Source organism: Streptomyces sp. CC228A (assembly GCF_021390935.1).
Taxonomy (GTDB): Bacteria; Actinomycetota; Actinomycetes; order Streptomycetales; family Streptomycetaceae; genus Streptomyces.
Genome location: NZ_JAJPUI010000017.1, coordinates 20,694 through 39,913, shown reverse-complemented (window position 1 = coordinate 39,913; position 19,220 = coordinate 20,694). Strand labels below are relative to the sequence as shown.

Genomic DNA, 19,220 nt, shown 5'->3' with positions numbered 1-19,220 from the left:
CTCCCTGGTCCGCGTCGAGACGACCACCGAGCGGCCCCGCCCCTTCTACGACATCCGCGGCGGCGACGCCTACTACATGGGCGGCGGAGGCCGCTGCTCCGTCGGCTTCGCCATCACCCGCGGCACCCAGCACGGCTTCGCCACCGCCGGCCACTGCGGCCGCGTCGGCACCTCCACCAGCGGCTACAACCAGGTCGCCCAGGGCACCTTCCAGGCATCCAACTTCCCGGGCCGCGACATGGCGTGGGTCGCCGCCAACACCAACTGGCGCTCCACCCCGTACGTGAAGGGGCAGGGCGGGCAGAACATCCGGGTCACCGGCTCCACCCAGGCCATGGTCGGCGCCTCCATCTGCCGTTCCGGCTCCACCACCGGCTGGCACTGCGGCACCATCCAGCAGCACAACACCAGCGTCACCTACCCCGAGGGCACCATCAGCGGCGTCACCCGCACCTCGGTCTGCGCCGAGCCGGGCGACTCCGGCGGCTCGTACATCTCCGGCAGCCAGGCCCAGGGCGTCACCTCGGGCGGCTCCGGCAACTGCCGCACCGGCGGCACGACCTTCCACCAGCCCATCAACCCGCTGCTCCAGGCGTACGGGCTGACGCTCACCACCACGGACCCGGGCGACCCCGGTGACCCCGGCGACCCCGGTGACCCGGGCGACCCGGGCGACCCCGGCGAGCCGGGCGGCACCTGGGCCGCGGGCACCGTCTACAGCGCCGGCGACCAGGTCACGTACGGCGGTGCCACGTACCGCTGCATCCAGGGCCACCAGGCCCAGACCGGCTGGGAGCCGCCGAACGTCCCCGCCCTGTGGCAGCGCCTCTGACCACGGACGCACCGCACCGTACGCACCGGGCCCGGCAGCCAGCCGGGCCCCGGCCCGTTTGCCGCCCCGCAGCCGCCGGGGCACCCTGGCCCCATGCCCCGCACGGTGCCCCACCCCCTCCGGGTGCGGCGGGTGTACGACCCGCCGCACCCCGAGGACGGCACGCGCGTCCTCGTCGACCGCCTCTGGCCGCGCGGTCTCGCCACGACGGACGCGTACATCGACGAGTGGCCCAAGTCCCTCACGCCGTCGACCGGACTGCGCCGCTGGTTCCACGGCTCGGACACCGAGGACGCCGCCGCCTTCGCGGAGTTCCGCCACCGGTACGAGGCGGAACTCGCCGCTCCGGAGGCCGCAGCGGCGCTCGACGGCCTCCGCCGCCTCACCAGGGCCGGCCCCGTCACCCTGCTGACCGCGTCCCGCACCCCGGACCGGAGCCACGCCTCCGTCCTGCGCGACCTGCTGGAAGGCCACTGATCCGGCACCGGTCCGCAACCCCCACCGGCGGATTCGCGCCATCCCGCCCGGAGACCATCCCGCTCCGATCCGGCCGGACAGCCGCCGCGTCGCCCGACCCCGCGCACGGCCGCCCGGCCCGGCTGGCGCACCCCTGCGAGGCCGGCCCCCGACGGGAGGCCACGGCACCCATACGACCGATCTCGGGCGGCGCAGCAGCGGACCGTTCCGCTCCCCGGGCGCCCGGACGATGCGGTGGCCACCGGCACCAAGCGGCCCCCGTCCCCGGCCCGTGGCGCCCCCGGCCCCGGTACCCGGTCCCCCGGTCCCGGTCCGTGGCGCCCCCGTCCTCGGTACCCGGCGCCCCCGGCGCCCTGCGGCCACCCGCGGAGGCGAGGGCGGCGACCCGCCGCACGCCCACCACGGCCCGGCACCCGCCCCGCCGGACACCCGGCCGCAGCCGGAGGCAAGGCGCCCCCAGCCGCCTGCTCCTCCGGCGACCGCCGGCCGCCCCGCCGGGCACCCGGGCGCAGGTCCACGACGGCCCGGCAGCCGCCCCGCCGGGCGCCCGGCGTACCGAGAGGCAAGGCGCCCCGCAGCCGCCCGCCCCTCCGGCAGCCGGCGCAGCGTTTTGCCGATGGTCGGCACCAGGGCGCCTCGCCCTAACGGCCCGTCAGCCGCGGGGCTTCCGCCACCGGATCGACCACCGGGGCCGGGACCTCGGACAGCCGCGCCGCGAGGCGGCCCGCCCAGTCCGCCAGGGCCGTAGTGTCGATCCCGTACGGTCCCCCCGCCCCGTACGGGCCGAGCCGCTCAGCGCCGCGCAGCAGCAGCCGCGCACCGCCCACCGCGTTGCCGCGCGCCGCGTGCGTCAGCCCCACCGCCAACTGGGCCAGGCCCCGCCACAGCTGCTCCTCGCCGGCCCGCTCCGTGTCGCGGCACGCCTTCCAGGCGTCCTCCAGCACCTCGTGCGCGTGGAACGGCATCCCCGCGTCCAGGAGCCGCTGCGCCTCCCGCAGGGTCTCCTCGGGCGTGCGCGGCACGCCTTCCGGCTGCCGCGCCACCCCGTCCGCGCCGTACGGCAGGGGGCGCCCGAGGCCGTCCCGGGGCCGCGCACTGCGCGCCCGGCCCTCCTCGTCCCGGTCCCTCGGCCCCCTGCTCCCACCGTCCAAGCCGTCCAAGCCGTCCATCCGCCCATTGTCGCCCGTGCCCCGGATGGTCCGCGAACGACCCGAACGGTACCCCTCACCAGGCCGTACGACTACGCTCCCCACGCAGAGGATCACCACCTCCGGCCGACCGCGCCGGCCGGCCGACACGCCATGCCCAGACCGCACATGGAAGGGAAAGGCCGATGCTGCCGTCCCCGGCGGAAGACCCGCTCCCCGTACCCCTGCTGGAGCGGGAACCGGAACTCGCCGCGGCCATACGCGCCGTCGACGCGCTGTGCGGCCCCGCGCCCTCCGGAGGACTGCTCATCTACCGGGGCGAGGCCGGCATCGGCAAGACCGCCCTCCTCGCCGAGATAGGGCGCCGCGCCTGCGGGCGCTGCACCGTCCTGTCCGGCACGGGCGCCGAGACCATGACCTCCGTGCCCTTCCACCTCGTGCGCCAACTCCTCCTCCCCACCCTGCTCACCGAACCCGAGGACCGCCTGCGGCGCCTCTTCGGCGACCGCTTCGACCTCACCGCTCCCGCCCTCGCCCTCGCCCCGCCGACCGGGCCGCTCGCCGACCCCCAGGGCGTACGGGACGGACTGGACCGGGTCGTCACCCGGCTCGCGGAGCAGCAGCGCGGCAAGCCCCTCGTGGTCCTCGTCGACGACGCCCACTGGGCCGACGCGGAGTCGCTCACCTGGCTCGCCGCCTTCGCCGGCCGACTGCCCGCCCTGCCGCTGCTCGTCGTCCTCGCCCACCGCTCCGACGCCTGCGCCGACCCCCGTACCGGTCCCGGCCCCGGGCACCGCCCCGACGCCCGTACCGAACCCGCCGCGACACTGCTGCGCCGCCTCGGCGACCAGGCCCGGCTCACCGTCACCCTCCGCGCGCTCACCGAGCAGGCCACCACCGACCTGGTCCGCTCCGCCCTCGGCCAGCGCACCGACGCGCCGTTCTGCCGCGAGCTGTGGACAGTCACCGGCGGCAACCCGTACGAGACCGTCGAACTCCTCGCCCAGGTGCGGGACCGCCGGCTCGACCCCGTCGCCGGCAGCGCCGGCCGACTGCGCGACCTGGGCGCCTCCTCCCGCGGCGACGGCCTGGCCGACCGACTGGAGGAACTCGGCAGCGGCGCCACCCGGTTCGCCTGGGCCGCCGCCGTCCTCGGCACCGGCATCTCCCCGGACCTCGCCGCCCGCCTCGCCGGCATGGGCCGCGACGAAGCAGGCGACTGCGCGCGCAGGCTGCGCGAGGCCCGCGTCCTCACGGGCACCGACCCCCTGGAGTTCACCCACCCGCTGGTCGCCACCGCCGTGTACCGGGCCATCCCGCCCGCCGTCCGCACCGCCCTGCACGGCGCGGCCGCCTGGGCGGTCACCGACGCGGGCCTCGGCGCGGCCGCCGCCTCCCGCCACCTCCTGGAGGTGCACCCGGACGACGACCCCGACGTCGTGGCGCAGCTGCGCGCCGCCGCCCGCGAGCACCTCGCCGTCGGTGCCCCCGACGCCGCCCGGCGCTGCCTCGAACGGGCCCTGCAGGAACCGCCGCCGCCCGAGGCGTACGCCGAAGTGCTCTACGAACTGGGCTGCGCCGCCCTCCTCACCTCCCCGGACGCCACCGTCCGCCACCTCCGCTCCGCCCTCGACCTGCCCGGCCTCGCACCGGCCCTGCGCACCGACGCCACCTGCCGCCTCGCCCAGGCGCTCGCCCACAGCAACCAGCTGCGGCAGGCGTCCGTCGCGGTCGCCACCGAGGCGGCCCGCACGCCCCCGGGCCCCGCCCGCACCCGCCTCCAGGCCGCGCACTTCATGTACGAGTCGTTCCGCGCCGCCGAGGACGACCCCGAGGGCCGCTCCCGCCGCCTGGCCGACCTGGCCGACCACCTCAAGGGCACCGACGCCGCCGAACGCGCCCTGCTCTCCCTGCGCGCCTTCGACGCGATGCTGCGCGGGGAGAGCGCCACCCACGTCGTCGACCTGTGCGACCGCGCCCTCCTCGACGGCCGGCCGGCCCGCGGGGTGGGCTGGACCGACACCGAGTGGGGCTTCGAGACGCCCGCCATGGTCGGCATCGCCTACGCCTTCACCGACCGGCCCGACCGGGCCCGCGACCTGTTCGAGGAGGCGGTGCGCGCGTACGAGATCTCCGGCTGGAGCGGCGCCCACCTCGCCTTCGCCCACACCCTGCTGGGCCTCGCCCACCGCCGCGCGGGCGACCTGCGGCAGGCGGAGACGTTCCTCCGCGAGGGCCTGCGCCTGGCCGACCGGGTCGGCACGGGGCTGGCCGTCCACTGGGACGCGGTGTGCCTCCTGATCGACACCCTCATCGCCCGCGGCCGGACCGCCGAGGCCCGCGAGTTGGCGGACCGCTACGCCTTCGGCCCGCCCTGGCCGAGCGCGATGGTGATGCCCGACGGGCCGTCCGTCCTCGGCCGCCTCCTGCTGGCGGAGGGCCGCGTCCGCGAGGCGGTCACCGAACTGGAGGCCGCCGGCGCCGCCTTGGAGGCCCGGGGCCGCCACAACGGCACGTGGGCCCCCTGGGCGTACGACCTCGTCCGCGCCTCCCTCGCCGCGGGGGACACCGACCGGGCCGCACGCACCGCCGCGCTGGCCCGCGCCCACGCGGAGCGCTTCGGCACGGACACCGCGCTCGGCGAGGCCCTCCGCTGCCAGGCGCTGCTGGCCGCCCCGGACGAGGCCCGCACCCTGCTGGCCCGCGCGGTCCGCCACCTGGAGGCGTCGCCGTCCCGGTACGAGCACGCGCAGGCCGCCTACGACCACGCGCGGGCCCTGGCCGGCCCGGCGGAGCTGTCCCGCGCCGCCGCCCTCGCCACCACCTGCGGCGCCGACGCCCTGACCGCCCAGGCGGAGGAGGCCCTGGCTCATCACCGGTGACGCGGATGAGGTAATGTTCTCTCGTCGCGCTCACCACGGCCCAGCCACGGCGAGCGCACCGGGACGTGGCGCAGCTTGGTAGCGCACTTGACTGGGGGTCAAGGGGTCGCAGGTTCAAATCCTGTCGTCCCGACTTTACGAAGTCGCAGGTCAGGGGCCGTTTCAGAGCGATCTGAAACGGCCCCTTGATCGTTTTGGGGACCGCTTGGGGGTCAACCCGTCTTGACCGGTCAGCGGGCGACCGCGATGGGGCCCGGCAGGGACCGGGGTGCGCGCAGCGCGGTGGGGTGTGCCGAGAGGGCGGCGCCGACGGCGGTGATCCTGTGCACGTTGAGGTGCAGGTACCGCCGGGTGGCGGTCAGCGAGCCTGGTCCGGCGATCTCGCTCAGGACGTGCACCCGGACGCCGGCGTTGCGGGCGGTGCCCTGAGGCATGTCTGACGCACGTGACGCACGGGTGACGCGCGAGCGCCGGTTTCTGATGAATCGTCATGTCGGTGGCGACCGCTGGTGGAGCCGGCTGTGCGGTCGGAGGCGTCCTGCAAGTGGCGGGGGCACCGCACTCGGCCGGGGCACCGCCGGTGTGCGCCCGCGGCATGGAGCTGTCAGCCCCCGTGCACTCCGCCACCGGCTTCGGCCCGATCAGTGGTTCGGTGGCCGCTTCGGCATCGAGGTCGTGCGCCGACCCGCCACCCCGCATGCACCGCTGCCACGCCCCGGCGTGCAGGGCTCCCGGGGTCCGCGCGCGCCCTACGGCGTGGCGCCGCCGTGGCGTCGTTGGCGTCGGCTGTATGCGCTGACGGCCTGCCACAGAGCACGCCGGTCCATGTCGGGCCAGTAGCCGGGGGTGAAGTACAACTCGGCATACGTGGCGTGCCAGGGGAGGAAGTTGGAGGTGCGCTGTCCGTTGCCGGTGCGCCACAGGAGGTCGACGTCCGGCATGTCGGGGTGGGGGAGGTGGCGGGCGAAGTCGTCCTCACTGATGAGGTCGGGGTCGAGGTCGCCGGTGCGAGCCGCCCGGGCAAGGGCTGCGGCTGTCTGTGTGATCTCGCCGCGGCCACCGTAGTTGATGCAGACGGTGAGGGTGAGGCCGGTGCGGTGGCTGGTGCGGCGCTCCTCGCGTAGGAGAGCCTGGACGAGTTCCTCGGGCAGACCGTCGGGCCGGCCCAGCCAGCGCTGGCGTACGTCGAGGTCACGGATGGGTCCCTCGTCGAGGTCGTGCCGGATGGCTTCCAGGATCGTGGTGATCTCCTCGGTGTCGCGTTTCCAGTTCTCGGTGGAGAACGCGTAGAGGGTCAGGTGGCGCAGGCCGATCTCCAGGGCGCCGTAGACCATCTCGCGGGCGGCGGCGTTGCCGGCGCGGTGGCCTTCCGGGCGGGGCAGGCCGCGCTGCCCGGCCCAGCGGCCGTTGCCGTCCATGATGACCGCCACGTGGGTGGGCATCCGGTCGGCCGCGATCCGCGGTGGCCGGGCGCCGCCGGAGTGCGGTGGCGGGGGCCGGAGGCCGGTGCGTTCGGCTTCAGGACCCGGACCGGGCACGGTCACCGCGGGCCGACGGGGTGGGGGCACGGTCAGCGGCGTCAGGCTCCAGGCCAGGGCCGAGCGGATGCGGGCGGGGGCGAGGATGCGGGTGCGGGCCGCGAGAGACGGGCGCGGGGCACACGTGAGCAGGGCGCGGCCGGCCGCGTCGACGGCATCGAGCTGGGCACGCATCAGGCAGGCGGCCGTGTCGAGCACGACGGCGGCGCCCGGGTGCATGCCCGTGGTCATGGAGGGCCTGGTCACCCAATGACGGGCGAGAGCCGTCAGCTCGCGGACCAGGGCCGCTGCGGCCGGGCTCCAGTTCCCGTGCCGCAGGTCGTCCTCGGCGCCGGGGAAGGCGTTGAGGGCCTCCTGCGGCAGGAGCAGGTCGCCTTGGGAGAGGTCGGCGCCCAGGTCGGTGAGGACGTCGGTGAGCTGGGCGCCGTGGATGAACCGCCGGTAGTCCTGCTGCCGGTCCAGCCGGAGCGTCATCGGCGCTCCCGCCCGGTCGGACAGGTGCCGTACCTGGTCGACCCAAGGCGCGATTCCCTCGCTGCACCAGGCCCGCCACGAGGCCCAGTCGGCGAAGTGCCGGCCGCGGGTGTCCTCACGTGTGCTGTCCATGGCCTCTCGCAGGCCGGACAGGTCCAGGCCCCATCGCAGGGCCGTGTCCACCAGGGCATACCGGACCGGATCCCTGCTCGTGCCGGCCGCCAGGTCGTGCTGCAGGGCCTCCGTCCACGCCGCGACGCGGGCCGCACGCGCGGCCGGCTCCACGTCCTGCCGGTCGGCCAGGTCGTCCAGGACGGTCGCCGCCGCCCACAGCGCCCACCCGGCCGGGCGCAGCGCGGCCGGCATCAGCTGGACGAGAAGGGAGATCGCGGGATCGTGCTGCCGTGTGGTGCGCCGGCACAGCCGGTACGCCGCCTTCAGGGACGGGTCCTCACCGGCGGGCGGGCGGCTGGGGCGCCCTCGTTGCGCCGGCAGGGCGGCGTCGGTGTCTGCTGGAGCGGAGTGTGTGGTGCGCATGTCGGAAGCCGGGTCCTCAGTGTGCATGTGTGTCGGACGGACGCCGCAGCCGATGGGCCGCTGGTTCGGCGCGGCGCGGGAAGGCCGGCCGCGCTGCTTCCCGGCCCGGGCTGCGCGGTGGAGGCGGCCGGCAGGCAGTTGCGGGTGCTGTTGCGGAAGCCCAGCAGGGCGACGAGGGCGGCCAGCCCGCACCAGGCGAGCTGGAGAGCCAGGTGTCCGAGGACCGGGCTGGAGGAGAATCCGGCCGCCGTACTGGCCTGCATGGCCCCGTACGAGGGCAGGTAGCGCATGACCGGGTTGTCGGCCCCGGAACTCGTGATGGGGTTCTGGAGTGCGAGATCGATGATGCTGGTCATCACGATGGCGAACATCCCCTCGACTTCCCTGCGCAGCAGGGAGCCGAAGCCGACTCCCAGAGCGCCGTACGTGAGTCCGGCGCAGAAGAGGGAGGCGGTGAGCAGGAGGGGCTGCCGGGGGGGGCCAGGCCACGCACATGACCACGGTGGCGTAGGCGGCGACCGTCGCCGCGACCAGAGCCAGAGCGGTGACTTTCGCCAGGACGAGATGGGTGCGGGGGTAGCCGGCCATCGCCAGGCGGCGGTCGAAGCCGCTGCCGGAGAAGGTGGCGGCGAACATCATGTAGCCGGTGATCAGCGTGACGGCCTTGAGGGCTCCGCTGATCGCGGTCAGTTCATTGCCGTGCGGCGCCAGGGCCTCCCCGGTGGCGCGGAGCCGCATCCGGGCCGGGTGTCGGGCATCGCCAGGTACGCCAGGGAGGTCCACACCGGGACGAACAGGACCACCAGAAGCAAGGCGAACCGGTTGCGTCCGTGTTCGATGAGCGTGAACCGGGTGGCGACCGCGAAGAGGGCCAGGTGACTCCTCATGCGGCGGTCCCCGCCCGGTCCGCGCGCGCAGCACGCCGCTGTCCAGGCGCCACAACTCGTCCAGGCGTTCGGTGTCGTACGCGAGGTGGGAGACGACCAGGACCGAGCGTCCCGCGTCCCGCAGCCGCGCGGCCAGCTCCCAGAACCGCTGGTAGGTGTCCCAGTCGAAGCCCTGGTACGGCTCGTCCAGCAGCAGGACCTGCGGATCGTGCATGAGCGCCAGCGTCACGTGGAGTTTCTGCCGCGTGCCGCCGCTGAGAGCCCCGGCCCGCTCGTCGGCCTAGCCGGTGAAGCACGTCCATGAGCTCCTCGGCGTAGCGCACGTCGGTCAGGCGGTAGGCCCTCTGGAAGAACGTCAGGTGCTGCCGGACGGTCAGCGCGTCATTGAGGATCACGTGCTGCGGGCAGTAGCCGAACCGGCTGCCATGGCGGACGGTTCCCCGTGCGGGCCGCAGTTCACCGGACAGGATCCTCAGCAGTGTGGACTTGCCGGCGCCGTTCTCCCCGACGATCCCGCACAGGGTTCCTGCCCGAAGCCGCAGGTCCACACCGTTCAGGACCACGCGCTTGCGGTAGGCGTGGTGCACGTTCCTGATCTCCACGCCGGTTGCCTCCCCCTCGTGGTCCTGGGGCTGACCCCGACCGAATGGCCTAACGCCCGTGGGGCGTCGCGGACACGGCGCATGCCGCCGGGCGTTGGCGCCGGAGGCGTACGAAGCCCTTCGGGCCGCCGAGTCCGCGGGGTGCCTCCCTCGGCCGCCGCCCTGAGCCGGGGCGGTGGCGGTGGGTCGCCGGGTAGGACGGCGGCCGAGGGCGCGGGCCGAGGTCGCTGGACGGCAGCCAGGCCGCCGTACGAGCCGCTCCTCGGCGTGCGGGCCGCGGCGCGCGTGGACACGGCCGGCCCCGTGCGGCTGTGCGCCGCCCCGCGCCGGCTGCGGGCGGTACCGGAACGTCGCGCCGGGGGGTGCCCGTATCCCCGAACGCGCCTCCCCCCTGCGCCGGATTGCGGGGCCGACCCGGGCCAGGGTGCCGGGTCCGGTGCGTGCGGCGGTGCTCGCCCCTGCGCGGGGTGTCGGGCGGACTACCGCCGGACGCAGGCGAGGTGACGTTCCGTCGGGGCCCCTGAGGGCCTCGGCGGTCTCGGCTTGCTCCCGCCGCCAACGCCCAGTTAGGTTAGCCTCGCCTTGGTTAGGTAAGGCTAACTTCAACGAGTGGGGGTGAGGGTGTGCCTGCCCGAAACGGGGAGAACGCACACCCGGTGGCGCTGGTCACCGGAGCGGCCCGGGGGATCGGCGCCGCCGTGGTCGACGGTCTGGTCCGCGAGGGCGCCGCCGTCGCCGCCGTGGACGTCGACGCGGACGGACTGGCGGATCTCGCGGAGCGCTCGGACGGGAGGGTCGTCCCCTACACCGCCGACGTGTCGGACCCCGCCGCGGTCGCCGCCGCGGTCGCCGCGGCCGAGAAGGACATCGGACCGATCGGCACCGGTGTGGCGGTGGCGGGCATCCTGCGGCCCGGTCCGCTGTGCGAGACCACCGACGAGGACTGGGCCGACACCTTCGCCGTCAACACCACCGGCGTGTTCCTTGTCCTGCGCGAACTGGCCCGCCGGATGGTGCCCCGCGGCCGGGGGTCGCTGGTGACCGTCGCCTCCAACGCCGCGGGCATACCGCGCACCGGCATGGGCGCGTACGCCGCCTCCAAGGCCGCGAGCGTCATGCTCACCCGCTGCCTCGGCCTGGAGCTCGCCCCCCACGGCATCCGGTGCAACGCGGTCTCGCCCGGCTCGACCGACACCCCCATGCAGCGCCGGCTGTGGACGGGCGAGGACGACCTCGCCCGGGTGATCGCAGGCACCCCGGAGCAGTTCCGGACGGGCATACCGCTCGGCCGCATCGCCGACCCGGCCGACATCGCCGACGCCGTGCTGTTCCTGGTCTCCGACCGGGCGCGGCACATCACCATGCAGAACCTGTTCGTCGACGGCGGCGCAACCCTGCGCGCCTGAGAAAGGAATGCCGACGTGTCCCTACCCGCGCTCGTGCGCCCGAGACCCGTGCACCGGGCGTCCGACCTGCTGGCCGCCTACCTGCCCGGTTCCTTCTACTTCTCCTCCTCCCGGGGGACCCTGCTCGCCGACGGGGTCCACACCCGGGTCCGCGACGGCGGCGGGTCGCACGCCCGGGCCGCCGCCGAGGCGCTCGACGCGGCCGCCGCGGCCGGGGTGCCTGAGCCCGTCGTCGTCGGCGCCGCGGGGTTCCGCCGGGAAGCGGAAAGCTGCCTCGTGGTGCCCTCCGTGGTGCGGCGCGCCGACGCTCCCGCGGGTGTACGGGCCCCCGACGCGGAGACCGGGACCCCGTGGACGGTCACACCGCGCCCCGAGCCCGCGCACTACGCCGACGGCGTCCGCCGCGCGCTGGAGCTGATCGGCCGCGGCGAACTGAGCAAGGTCGTACTGGCCCGCTCCCTGGAACTGACCGCGGACGCCCCGGTGTGGGTGCCCGCCCTGCTGGCCCGGCTGGTGCGGCCGGACCCGGCCGCGTACGCCTTCGCTGTCGACGTCACCGCGCCCGGCGACCCCGCCACGCGTACCCTCGTCGGGGCCAGCCCCGAACTGCTGGTGTCCCGGCGCGGAGCGACCGTGGTGGCCAACCCGCTGGCAGGCTCCGCCCCCCGGTCGGGCGACGAGGCCGTGGACCGCGAGCGGATCGCTCGGCTGCGCGACTCGGCCAAGGACCTCGGCGAGCACGCCCACACCGCCGCGCAGGTCGCCGAGGTGCTCGGCCGGTTCTGCGTCGACCTGGAGGTGCCCGAGCGGCCGGAGGTCATCGGTACCCCGACGATGTGGCACCTGTCCACCCGGATCACCGGCCGGCTCGCGGACCCGGCCGACCCCGCCTGCTCGGCGCTGGGGCTGGCCGAGGCGCTGCACCCGACGCCCGCGGTGGGCGGGGTGCCCGCGGCCGCGGCGCTGGGGGCCATCGCGGACCTGGAACCCGAGGACCGCGGCTACTACGCGGGGATGGTCGGCTGGGCCGGCCTCGACGGCGACGGCGAGTGGGCGGTGACGATCCGCAGCGCCGAGGTGTGCGACCGGACGGTGCGGCTGTCCGCCGGGGCCGGGATCGTCGCCGGTTCCGAGCCCGCGGCCGAACTGGCCGAGACCGGTGCGAAGTTCGGCACGCTGCTGCGCGCCCTCGGACTGGAGGGCGCCGTATGACCGCCGACCACGTGCGCTGGCGGCGCGGACCGCCGCGCGCTACCGGGCCGCGGGCCACTGGCGCGGGCAGACCTTCGGAGCGCTCCTGACCTCGCTGGCCGCCGCGTACGGCGACCGGACGGCCGTCGTGGGCGGGGAGACCCGGTGGAGCTTCGCCGAACTGGACGAGCGGGCCCACCGGATCGCGGCGGGCCTGCTCGGGTCCGGCCTCGCGCCCGGCGACCGGGTGGTGCTGCAACTGCCCAACATCCCGGAGTTCCTGCCGGTCGCGTTCGGCATGTGGCGCGCGGGTGTGCTGCCGGTGTTCGCGCTGCCCGCGCACCGGCACAGCGAGCTGCGGCACTTCGCCGCGCACAGCGAGGCCGCCGCCATCGTCACCGTCGGCGAGCACGAGCGGCACGACCACGCGGCGACCGCGCGCGCCGTCGCGTCCGAAGTGGACTCCGTACGGCAGGTCCTGGTGGTGGGCTCGGACGCGTTCGCCGACCTGGCCGCCACCGCGCCGCGGGAACTGCCCGACCCCGACCCGGAGGGCGTGGCGTTCCTCCAGCTGTCCGGGGGGAGCACCGGGCTGCCGAAGCTGATCCCGCGCACCCACGACGACTACCTCTACAGCGTGCGTGAGAGCGTCCGGATCTGCGGCCTGCGCCCGGACAGCGTCCACCTGGCCGCGCTGCCGGTGTCCCACAACTTCCCGCTCAGCTCGCCGGGTGTGCTCGGCGCGCTGCACGCGGGCGCGGCCACCGTCATGGCGCCGCGGCCGGACGCGGACACCGCGTTCCGGCTGATCGAGGCCGAGCGGGTCACGATCACCGGGGTGGTGCCGCCGCTCGCCGCCGCGTGGGTGCAGGCGGCCGCCCGCACCGACCGTGACCTGTCGTCCCTGGAGGTGCTCCTGGTCGGCGGGGCCAAGTGCGGGCGCGAGCTGGCCGAGCGGATCGGCCCCGCGCTCGGCTGCCGCCTCCAGCAGGTGTTCGGCATGGCGGAGGGCCTGGTGTGCTACACCCGCCTGGACGACCCCGACGAGGCCGTGCTCGGCACGCAGGGCCGGCCGATCTCCCCCGACGACGAGATCCGCGTCGTCGACCCGGACACCGGCGCCGACGTGGCGCCGGGCGGGACCGGCGCCCTGCTGACCCGCGGCCCCTACACGATCCGCGGCTACTACCGGGCCGAGGAGCACAACGCGACCGCGTTCACCGAGGACGGGTTCTACCGGACCGGTGACCTCGTGCGCCGCACGCCCACGGGGCACCTGGAGGTCGTCGGCCGGGCCAAGGAGCAGATCAACCGGGGCGGGGAGAAAGTCGCGGCCGAAGAGGTCGAGAACCATCTGATGGCCCACCCGGGCGTGCTCGACGCCGCCGTCGTCGCCGTGCCCGACGCCTATCTCGGCGAGCGGACCTGCGCCTACGTCGTGCCCGCCGCGGGCACGGCGCCCACCGGGCCGGAACTGCGGGCCTTCGTGCGCGAACGCGGGGTGGCCGCCTTCAAGGTGCCGGACCTGGTGCAGGTCGTCGGGGAGTTCCCGGTGACCGGTGTCGGCAAGACCAGCAAGCGCGAGCTGAGGGCGGCGCTGGCCGCACTCGCCCGGAAGGAGTCATGAGGATGTCCCTGCCCGAGATACGGCCCTACCCGCTCCCCGCGGCCGCCGACCTGCCCGCAGGACGGGTGGCGTGGCTGCCCGAGCCGGGCCGCGCGGCCCTGCTCGTCCACGACATGCAGCGCTACTTCCTCGCGCCGTACGCCGGGGCGCCGGTGCCCGAGGTGACGGCGAACATCGCGCGGCTCGCCGCGCACGCCCGCGCGCAGGGGATCCCGGTGTTCTACACCGCCCAGCCCGGCCGGCAGGACCCCGCGGACCGCGGACTGCTCACCGAGTTCTGGGGCGACGGCATCGGCGCGGTCATCGACGCCGACCCGCAGGCCGCCGACATCGTCCCGGCGCTCGCCCCGGCCGAGGCCGACACCGTCCTGGTCAAGTGGCGCTACAGCGCGTTCCAGCGCAGCACGTTCGCCGAGCAGCTGGCGGCGCTGGGCCGCGACCAGCTGCTCATCACCGGCGTCTACGCGCACATCGGCCTCCAGGCCACCGCCGTCGAGGCGTTCATGCGCGATGTCCAGCCCTTCCTGGTGGCCGACGCGGTCGCCGACTTCTCCCGCGAACGCCACGACCAGGCCTGCGCGTACGTCGCCCAGCGCTGCGGCGCCGTGACCACCACGGCCGACGCGCTCGCCGCGCTGTCGGCGCCGGTCCCCGCGGGAGCCGCGCGATGAACCAGACCCTCACACCCGGGCGCGTCCGGGCCGACGTGGCGGAACTGCTGGGCTGCGAGCCCGCGGAGATCACGCCCGAGGAGAACCTCTTCGACCGGGGGCTGGACTCGATGCGCATGATGATCCTCGTGGAGCGCTGGCGGGCCGCCGGAGCGGCGTCGCTGGAGTTCCCCGACCTGGCGGAGTGCCCCGAACTGGGCCACTGGACGGCGCTCCTGACGGGAGACGGGGCGTGACCAGGACCGACCACCGGCACCGGCACCTGGAGCGGATCGCGGAGGTCCGGGCGGGCCGCCACGCCGAGAAGGTGGGCTATCCGATCCGCGTGCGGCGGACGGAGGTCGTCCGCACCGCCATGGTCGGCGCCGGCCTGCTGCGGGTGACGCTGGGCGGTGAGGGCGCCGAGCGCTTCGAGGCCCACGCGCCGGACGAGCACGTGAAGGTGCTGTTCCCGGAGCCGGACGGCTCGCTGCGGCTGCCCGAGCCGAACGGCCTGATGCTGAAGTGGCCGCGCCCGGCGCCCACTTCGCGGGAGTACACCGTGCGCCGCCACGACCCGGTGGCCGGCGAGATCGACATCGACTTCGCGCTGCACGCGAGCGGCCTCGCGTCGGACTGGGCGCGGGCGGTCGAGCCGGGCGCCGTCGTGCACGTCGCGGGGCCGCCCGGCGGGCTGATCGTGCCGCACGCCTACGACCGCTACGTGCTGGCGGGCGACCTCACCGCCCTGCCCGCGATCGCCCGCCGGCTGGAGGAGCTGCCGAGGACCGCCCGGGGCTGGGCGTTCGTCGAAGTCGCCGACGCGGCCGAGGAGATCGAGCTGTCCGCGCCCGAGGGCTTCGAGGTGCACTGGCTGCACCGCGGAGACCGGCCCGCGGGCTCCGGCGACGCGCTGGCGCGGTCCGTGACCGCGGTGTCCGTGCCCGCGGGCGAGCGGGTGTTCGTCTGGGCCGCGGGCGAGGCGGGGCAGCTCAAGCCGCTGCGCCGCTGGGTCCGGGACGACCTGCGACTGGAGAAGGCCGACCACGACATCACCGGCTACTGGAAACGCGGCGTCGCCGACTTCGACGACGACCACTGACCAGCCGGTGTGTCCAAATCCCACGAGATCAACTAAGGTTAGCCTTACCTAAGCTCAAGGAGTTTTCGCATGTCCGTACGCAGATCCTCCGTCCTGGCCGGCGCCCTGGCCCTCACCCTGGCCCTGACCGGATGCGGCGCGTCGAAGAACGAGGCCGAGCCGGCCGGCAAGGCCCAGGAGAAGGCCAGGACCCGGGTGTTCGCCGCCGACAACGGGAAGATCACCATCCCCGCGGACCCGCAGCGCGTCGTGGCCACCGGGTATGCCGTGCCCGCCCTGATCGAGGCCGACGCCCCCCTCGTCGGGATCTCCTCCTGGAAGCGCGGCGAGCCCATGATGAGCAAGGAGGACCTGGCCACCTACAACAAGCTGCCCAAGGTGGCGGGAGAGCAGGCGACGGAGACCAACTACGAGGCCATCGCCGAGGCCGAGCCGGACCTCATCGTCATCGGCGTGCCCGCCCCCGTCCTCGGCGACATCGACGTCAAGCGGCTGGAGGGGATCGCCCCCGTCGTCGCCATCGGCCCCACCGTCCCGTCCGCGTGGCGCGACCTGTCCCGCAAGCAGTCCGACGCCGCCGGCGCCCTGGACCGGTTCGACACCGTGCAGGCCGCGTACGACGCCAAGGCCGCCGAACTGGCCGAGAAGTACAAGACCGCGCTGGCCCCGCTCAAGTTCGGTCACGTCGGCTCCTACGGCGAGGCCGCCAAGGGCACCTTCCAGCGCGAGTTCAGCGGCTCGTGGGGCACCAACGTCGCCGAGGACGTCGGCGCCACCTACTACGGCAAGGTCAAGGAGCCCGGCCCCGGCTCCAAGGGCGTCAGCGAGTACCCCTCCCTGGAGGAGCTGCCCGCCTCGCTCCGCGACGCCGACGTCATCACCTACTCCGTCAAGGCCGACGGCAGCGTGCCCGAGTCGGTGAAGTACGTCATGGAATCCGAGCTGTGGAAGAACCTGCCCGCCGTCAAGGCCGGGAAGACCTTCCCGATCCGCTACACCGAGGCCGCGACCTACGGGCAGGCCGTCCAGACCCTGGAAGCGATCGACGCGGCGTTCGCGCCCCTGCTGAAGCAGTGACGCTCGCAGGCCACGCGTCCCGGGCCGCCACCGGGCGGGCCGTGCCGCAGGCCGTCCTGCTGGCCGGCGGACTGCTGCTGCTGGCAGTGGTCGCCGTGCTCAGCATCGGCGTCGGCGCCCGCCCGGTCCCGCCCGGCGAGGTCGTACGGGCCCTGGTGGACTTCCAGGGCACCGACGACCATGTGATCGTCCGCAACGTCCGGGCACCCCGCGCACTGCTGGCCGCCGCGGTGGGCGCGGCGCTGGCGGTGGCGGGCGCCCTGATCCAGACGCTGGCCCGCAACCCGCTGGCCGAACCCGGCATCCTCGGGGTCACCGCGGGCGCCGGATTCGCCATCACCGCCGGCTCGGCGCTCGGCCTGGCCGCCGGGCAGGCCGGCCAGCTCGGCTTCGCGATCACCGGCTCGGTGCTCGCGGCCCTGCTGGTCGCCGCGATCGGCCGGCACTCGCCGCTGCGCCTGGTGCTGGCCGGCGTGGCCCTCACCGCCGTACTCAGCGGCGTCGCCCTGGGCATGAGGCTCATGCTCCCCGACGTCTTCGACGTCTACCGCTTCTGGTCCGTCGGCTCGCTGGCGGCCCGCGAACAGGCCCCCCTGGGGCTGCCGCTGGCCGCCATCGGGGTGTGCCTGCTCGGGGCGCTGCTGCTGAGCCGCTCCCTCGACGCCCTCGCGCTGGGCGAGAGCGTGGCGCACACGCTGGGCGCCGGCGTGACCCGGGTACGGGCCGCCGCGCTGGTGCTCATCACCGTGCTCACCGGGGCGGCGACCGCGGTCGCCGGGCCGATCCTCTTCATCGGGCTGATCGTGCCGCACCTGGTCCGCAGAGCGGCGGCCGGCTCCGTGCTGTGGACGCTGCTCCACACGATGGTCCTGGGGCCGATCCTGCTGCTGCTCGCCGACATCGGATCGCGGGTGCTGCTGCCCACCGGCGAGGTGCCGGTGGCGATCGTCACCGCGTTCCTCGGCGGCCCCATGCTGATCTGGGCGGTCCGCCGCCACGGGGAGGGATCTCTGTGAACGCGCTCGGACTGCGCACCGAACGCCGCACAGTGACGCTCGCGGCGGCGCTGGTCGCCGCCGGACTCGGCCTCGGCCTGCTCGGACTGTGCTACGGCGCGTCCTGGTCCTCGCCGGCCCGGGTGCTCGCCGTGCTCACCGGCGCGGAGCACTCCGTGGTGATCGCCGAGTGGCGGCTGCCGCGGGTGGCGGCGGGACTGGTCTTCGGGGCCGCGCTGGGCGTCGCCGGGGCGATCTTCCAGAACCTCACCCGCAACCCGATGGGCAGCCCCGACGTGATCGGCCTCGACGCGGGCGCCTACACCGGGGCCCTCGTCGCCATCACCGTACTCTCGGGCACGTCCGCGCAGCTCGCCGTCGGCTCGGTGCTCGGCGGGCTGGCCACCGCCGCCGTGATCTACCTCCTCTCCTTCGACCGGGGCTTCTCCGGCCTGCGGCTCGTGGTGATCGGCATCGCCGTCAACGCGATGGTGACCGCGGTCAACTCGTGGATCGTGCTGCGCGCCGAGCTGGAGGTGGCGATCGCCGCCGTCGGCTGGAGCGCGGGCTCCCTCAACGGCGTCGGCTGGCCGGACCTCTGGATCCCGTTCGCGGTCATCGCCGTGCTGATGAGCCTGATGGCCGTCTGCGCCCACGCCATGCACCAGGCGTCGCTCGGCGACGCGGTCGCCGTCACCACCGGGGTGCGGCTCGACCGGCTGCGGCTGCTGATGGTCCTGGTCGGAGTCGGCTGCACCGCCACGGTGACCGCGGTGGCCGGACCGATCGCCTTCATCGCCCTCGCCGCCCCGCAGATCGGGCGCCGGCTCACCGGCTCGGCCGGCGTGCCCCTGCTCCCGGCCGCGCTGACCGGAGCCGTGCTCCTCCAAGGCGCCGACCTGCTCGCCCAGATGCTGCTGGCGCCCGTCGCGCTGCCCGTCGGCGTGGTGAGCACCGCGATCGGCGGCTGCTACCTGATCTGGCTGCTGACCAAGGAAGTGAGGCGAGCGTGACCGCACGCCTGACCGCGCGGGACATCACCCTGCGCTACGGCGACCGGGTGGTGTCCACCCGGCTGAGTCTTGACGTCCCCGACGGTGCGTTCACCGCCGTCGTGGGCCCCAACGCCTGCGGGAAGTCGACCCTGCTGCGGGCGTTCGTCCGGCTGCTGCGCCCCACCGGGGGACAGGTGCACTACGACGGCCGGGACGTCGGCGGGTACCCGGCCAAGGCGCTGGCCAAGCAGCTCGGCTTCCTGCCGCAGGACCCGCAGGCCCCCGAGGACATCAAGGTCAGGCAGCTCGTACGCCGCGGCAGGTTCCCCCACCAGTCGCTCCTTGCCCTGTGGTCGGAGTGCGACGAGGAGGCCGTCGCCGGCGCGATGGCCGCCGCCGGCGTCGCCGACCTGGCCGACCGGCCTGTGCAGGAACTCTCCGGTGGGCAGCGGCAACGGGTCTGGATGGCCATGGTGCTCGCCCAGCGGACGCCGTACCTGCTGCTCGACGAACCGACCTCCTTCCTCGACATCACGCACCAGTACCAGCTGCTCGGCCTGCTCGCCGGGCTGCGCGACGAGGGACGCACGGTCATCGCCGTCCTCCACGACATCAACCAGGCATGCCGGTTCGCCGACCACCTGGTCGCCATGAGGGACGGCCGGGTGGTCGCCGAGGGCGCCCCCGCCGACATCGTGGACGCCGCGCTGATCAAGGACGTGTTCGACCTGCCGAGCGTCGTCGTCCCCGACCCGGTGACCGCCACGCCGATGGTCGTCCCCACACTGCAAGGAGAGTAA

Annotated in this window: 16 protein-coding genes, 1 tRNA gene and 2 pseudogenes; 14 read left to right on the top strand and 5 right to left on the bottom strand. The window is 75.0% G+C overall.

What is annotated here, in order from left to right; translation table 11 throughout:
- Together L6E17_RS29645 and L6E17_RS29640 are read left to right on the top strand one after the other, a co-directional pair.
- Positions 1 to 832 (top strand): carbohydrate-binding protein (locus L6E17_RS29645; RefSeq protein ID WP_374109186.1); only part of this gene is annotated, 832 nt, incomplete at its 5' end.
- A 93-nt stretch (positions 833 to 925) separates the two neighbouring features.
- Complete coding sequence (locus tag L6E17_RS29640) at positions 926 to 1,309, top strand: DUF488 domain-containing protein (protein WP_236243715.1); 384 nt, start codon at positions 926 to 928, stop codon at positions 1,307 to 1,309.
- A gap of 641 nt (positions 1,310 to 1,950) precedes the next feature.
- On the opposite strand, the gene L6E17_RS29635 is transcribed toward L6E17_RS29640, so the two are convergent.
- Positions 1,951 to 2,478: a DUF309 domain-containing protein gene (locus tag L6E17_RS29635; RefSeq protein ID WP_236243714.1), complete on the bottom strand. Its 528-nt coding sequence runs from the start codon at positions 2,476 to 2,478 to the stop codon at positions 1,951 to 1,953.
- A gap of 164 nt (positions 2,479 to 2,642) precedes the next feature.
- On the opposite strand from L6E17_RS29635, the gene L6E17_RS29630 reads away from it, so the two are divergent.
- Complete coding sequence (locus L6E17_RS29630) at positions 2,643 to 5,339, top strand: AAA family ATPase (protein ID WP_236243713.1); 2,697 nt, start codon at positions 2,643 to 2,645, stop codon at positions 5,337 to 5,339.
- A 59-nt stretch (positions 5,340 to 5,398) separates the two neighbouring features.
- A tRNA-Pro gene (locus tag L6E17_RS29625) sits at positions 5,399 to 5,472 on the top strand.
- Between the two features lie 97 nt (positions 5,473 to 5,569).
- On the opposite strand, the gene L6E17_RS29620 is transcribed toward L6E17_RS29625, so the two are convergent.
- The 4 genes and pseudogenes from L6E17_RS29620 to L6E17_RS29605 form a co-directional block, all read right to left on the bottom strand.
- A complete protein-coding gene (locus tag L6E17_RS29620; RefSeq protein WP_236243712.1) occupies positions 5,570 to 5,773 on the bottom strand; it encodes a hypothetical protein in 204 nt (67 codons plus the stop codon).
- A gap of 315 nt (positions 5,774 to 6,088) precedes the next feature.
- A complete protein-coding gene (uppS, locus tag L6E17_RS29615) occupies positions 6,089 to 7,888 on the bottom strand; it encodes a polyprenyl diphosphate synthase (protein ID WP_236243711.1) in 1,800 nt (599 codons plus the stop codon).
- 41 nt (positions 7,889 to 7,929) lie between these two features.
- Positions 7,930 to 8,775, bottom strand: a pseudogene (locus L6E17_RS29610) (ABC transporter permease); the annotation flags it as partial.
- Between the two features lie 28 nt (positions 8,776 to 8,803).
- A pseudogene (locus L6E17_RS29605) lies at positions 8,804 to 9,377 on the bottom strand (ATP-binding cassette domain-containing protein); the annotation flags it as partial.
- Between the two features lie 623 nt (positions 9,378 to 10,000).
- Here L6E17_RS29605 and L6E17_RS29600 point away from each other — a divergent pair.
- From L6E17_RS29600 to L6E17_RS29555, 10 genes are all read left to right on the top strand, one after another.
- Positions 10,001 to 10,783, top strand: a complete 783-nt coding sequence (locus L6E17_RS29600; protein ID WP_236243710.1) for a 2,3-dihydro-2,3-dihydroxybenzoate dehydrogenase — start codon at positions 10,001 to 10,003, stop codon at positions 10,781 to 10,783.
- Between the two features lie 15 nt (positions 10,784 to 10,798).
- A complete protein-coding gene (locus L6E17_RS29595; RefSeq protein ID WP_236243709.1) occupies positions 10,799 to 11,995 on the top strand; it encodes an isochorismate synthase in 1,197 nt (398 codons plus the stop codon).
- A gap of 16 nt (positions 11,996 to 12,011) precedes the next feature.
- Positions 12,012 to 13,601, top strand: a complete 1,590-nt coding sequence (locus L6E17_RS29590) for a (2,3-dihydroxybenzoyl)adenylate synthase (RefSeq protein ID WP_236243719.1) — start codon at positions 12,012 to 12,014, stop codon at positions 13,599 to 13,601.
- A 2-nt stretch (positions 13,602 to 13,603) separates the two neighbouring features.
- On the top strand, positions 13,604 to 14,272 hold the full coding sequence (locus L6E17_RS29585) for an isochorismatase family protein (protein WP_236243718.1): 669 nt from the start codon (positions 13,604 to 13,606) through the stop codon (positions 14,270 to 14,272).
- On the top strand, positions 14,269 to 14,508 hold the full coding sequence (locus tag L6E17_RS29580) for a phosphopantetheine-binding protein (protein WP_236243708.1): 240 nt from the start codon (positions 14,269 to 14,271) through the stop codon (positions 14,506 to 14,508). The genes L6E17_RS29585 and L6E17_RS29580 overlap by 4 nt, the downstream gene beginning before the upstream one ends.
- Positions 14,505 to 15,353, top strand: a complete 849-nt coding sequence (locus L6E17_RS29575; RefSeq protein WP_236243707.1) for a siderophore-interacting protein — start codon at positions 14,505 to 14,507, stop codon at positions 15,351 to 15,353. Before L6E17_RS29580 ends, L6E17_RS29575 begins: the two co-directional genes overlap by 4 nt.
- Before the next feature lie 69 nt (positions 15,354 to 15,422).
- The gene (locus L6E17_RS29570; RefSeq protein ID WP_236243706.1) at positions 15,423 to 16,430 is read left to right on the top strand and encodes an ABC transporter substrate-binding protein; all 1,008 of its coding nucleotides are present in this window, start codon (positions 15,423 to 15,425) and stop codon (positions 16,428 to 16,430) included.
- Positions 16,427 to 17,446: an iron ABC transporter permease gene (locus L6E17_RS29565; RefSeq protein ID WP_236243705.1), complete on the top strand. Its 1,020-nt coding sequence runs from the start codon at positions 16,427 to 16,429 to the stop codon at positions 17,444 to 17,446. Before L6E17_RS29570 ends, L6E17_RS29565 begins: the two co-directional genes overlap by 4 nt.
- Positions 17,443 to 18,438 carry a FecCD family ABC transporter permease gene (locus tag L6E17_RS29560; RefSeq protein WP_374109185.1) on the top strand — a complete coding sequence of 332 codons (996 nt, stop codon included), beginning with the start codon at positions 17,443 to 17,445 and terminating at the stop codon, positions 18,436 to 18,438. The genes L6E17_RS29565 and L6E17_RS29560 overlap by 4 nt, the downstream gene beginning before the upstream one ends.
- On the top strand, positions 18,435 to 19,220 hold the full coding sequence (locus L6E17_RS29555) for an ABC transporter ATP-binding protein (protein WP_236243704.1): 786 nt from the start codon (positions 18,435 to 18,437) through the stop codon (positions 19,218 to 19,220). The genes L6E17_RS29560 and L6E17_RS29555 overlap by 4 nt, the downstream gene beginning before the upstream one ends.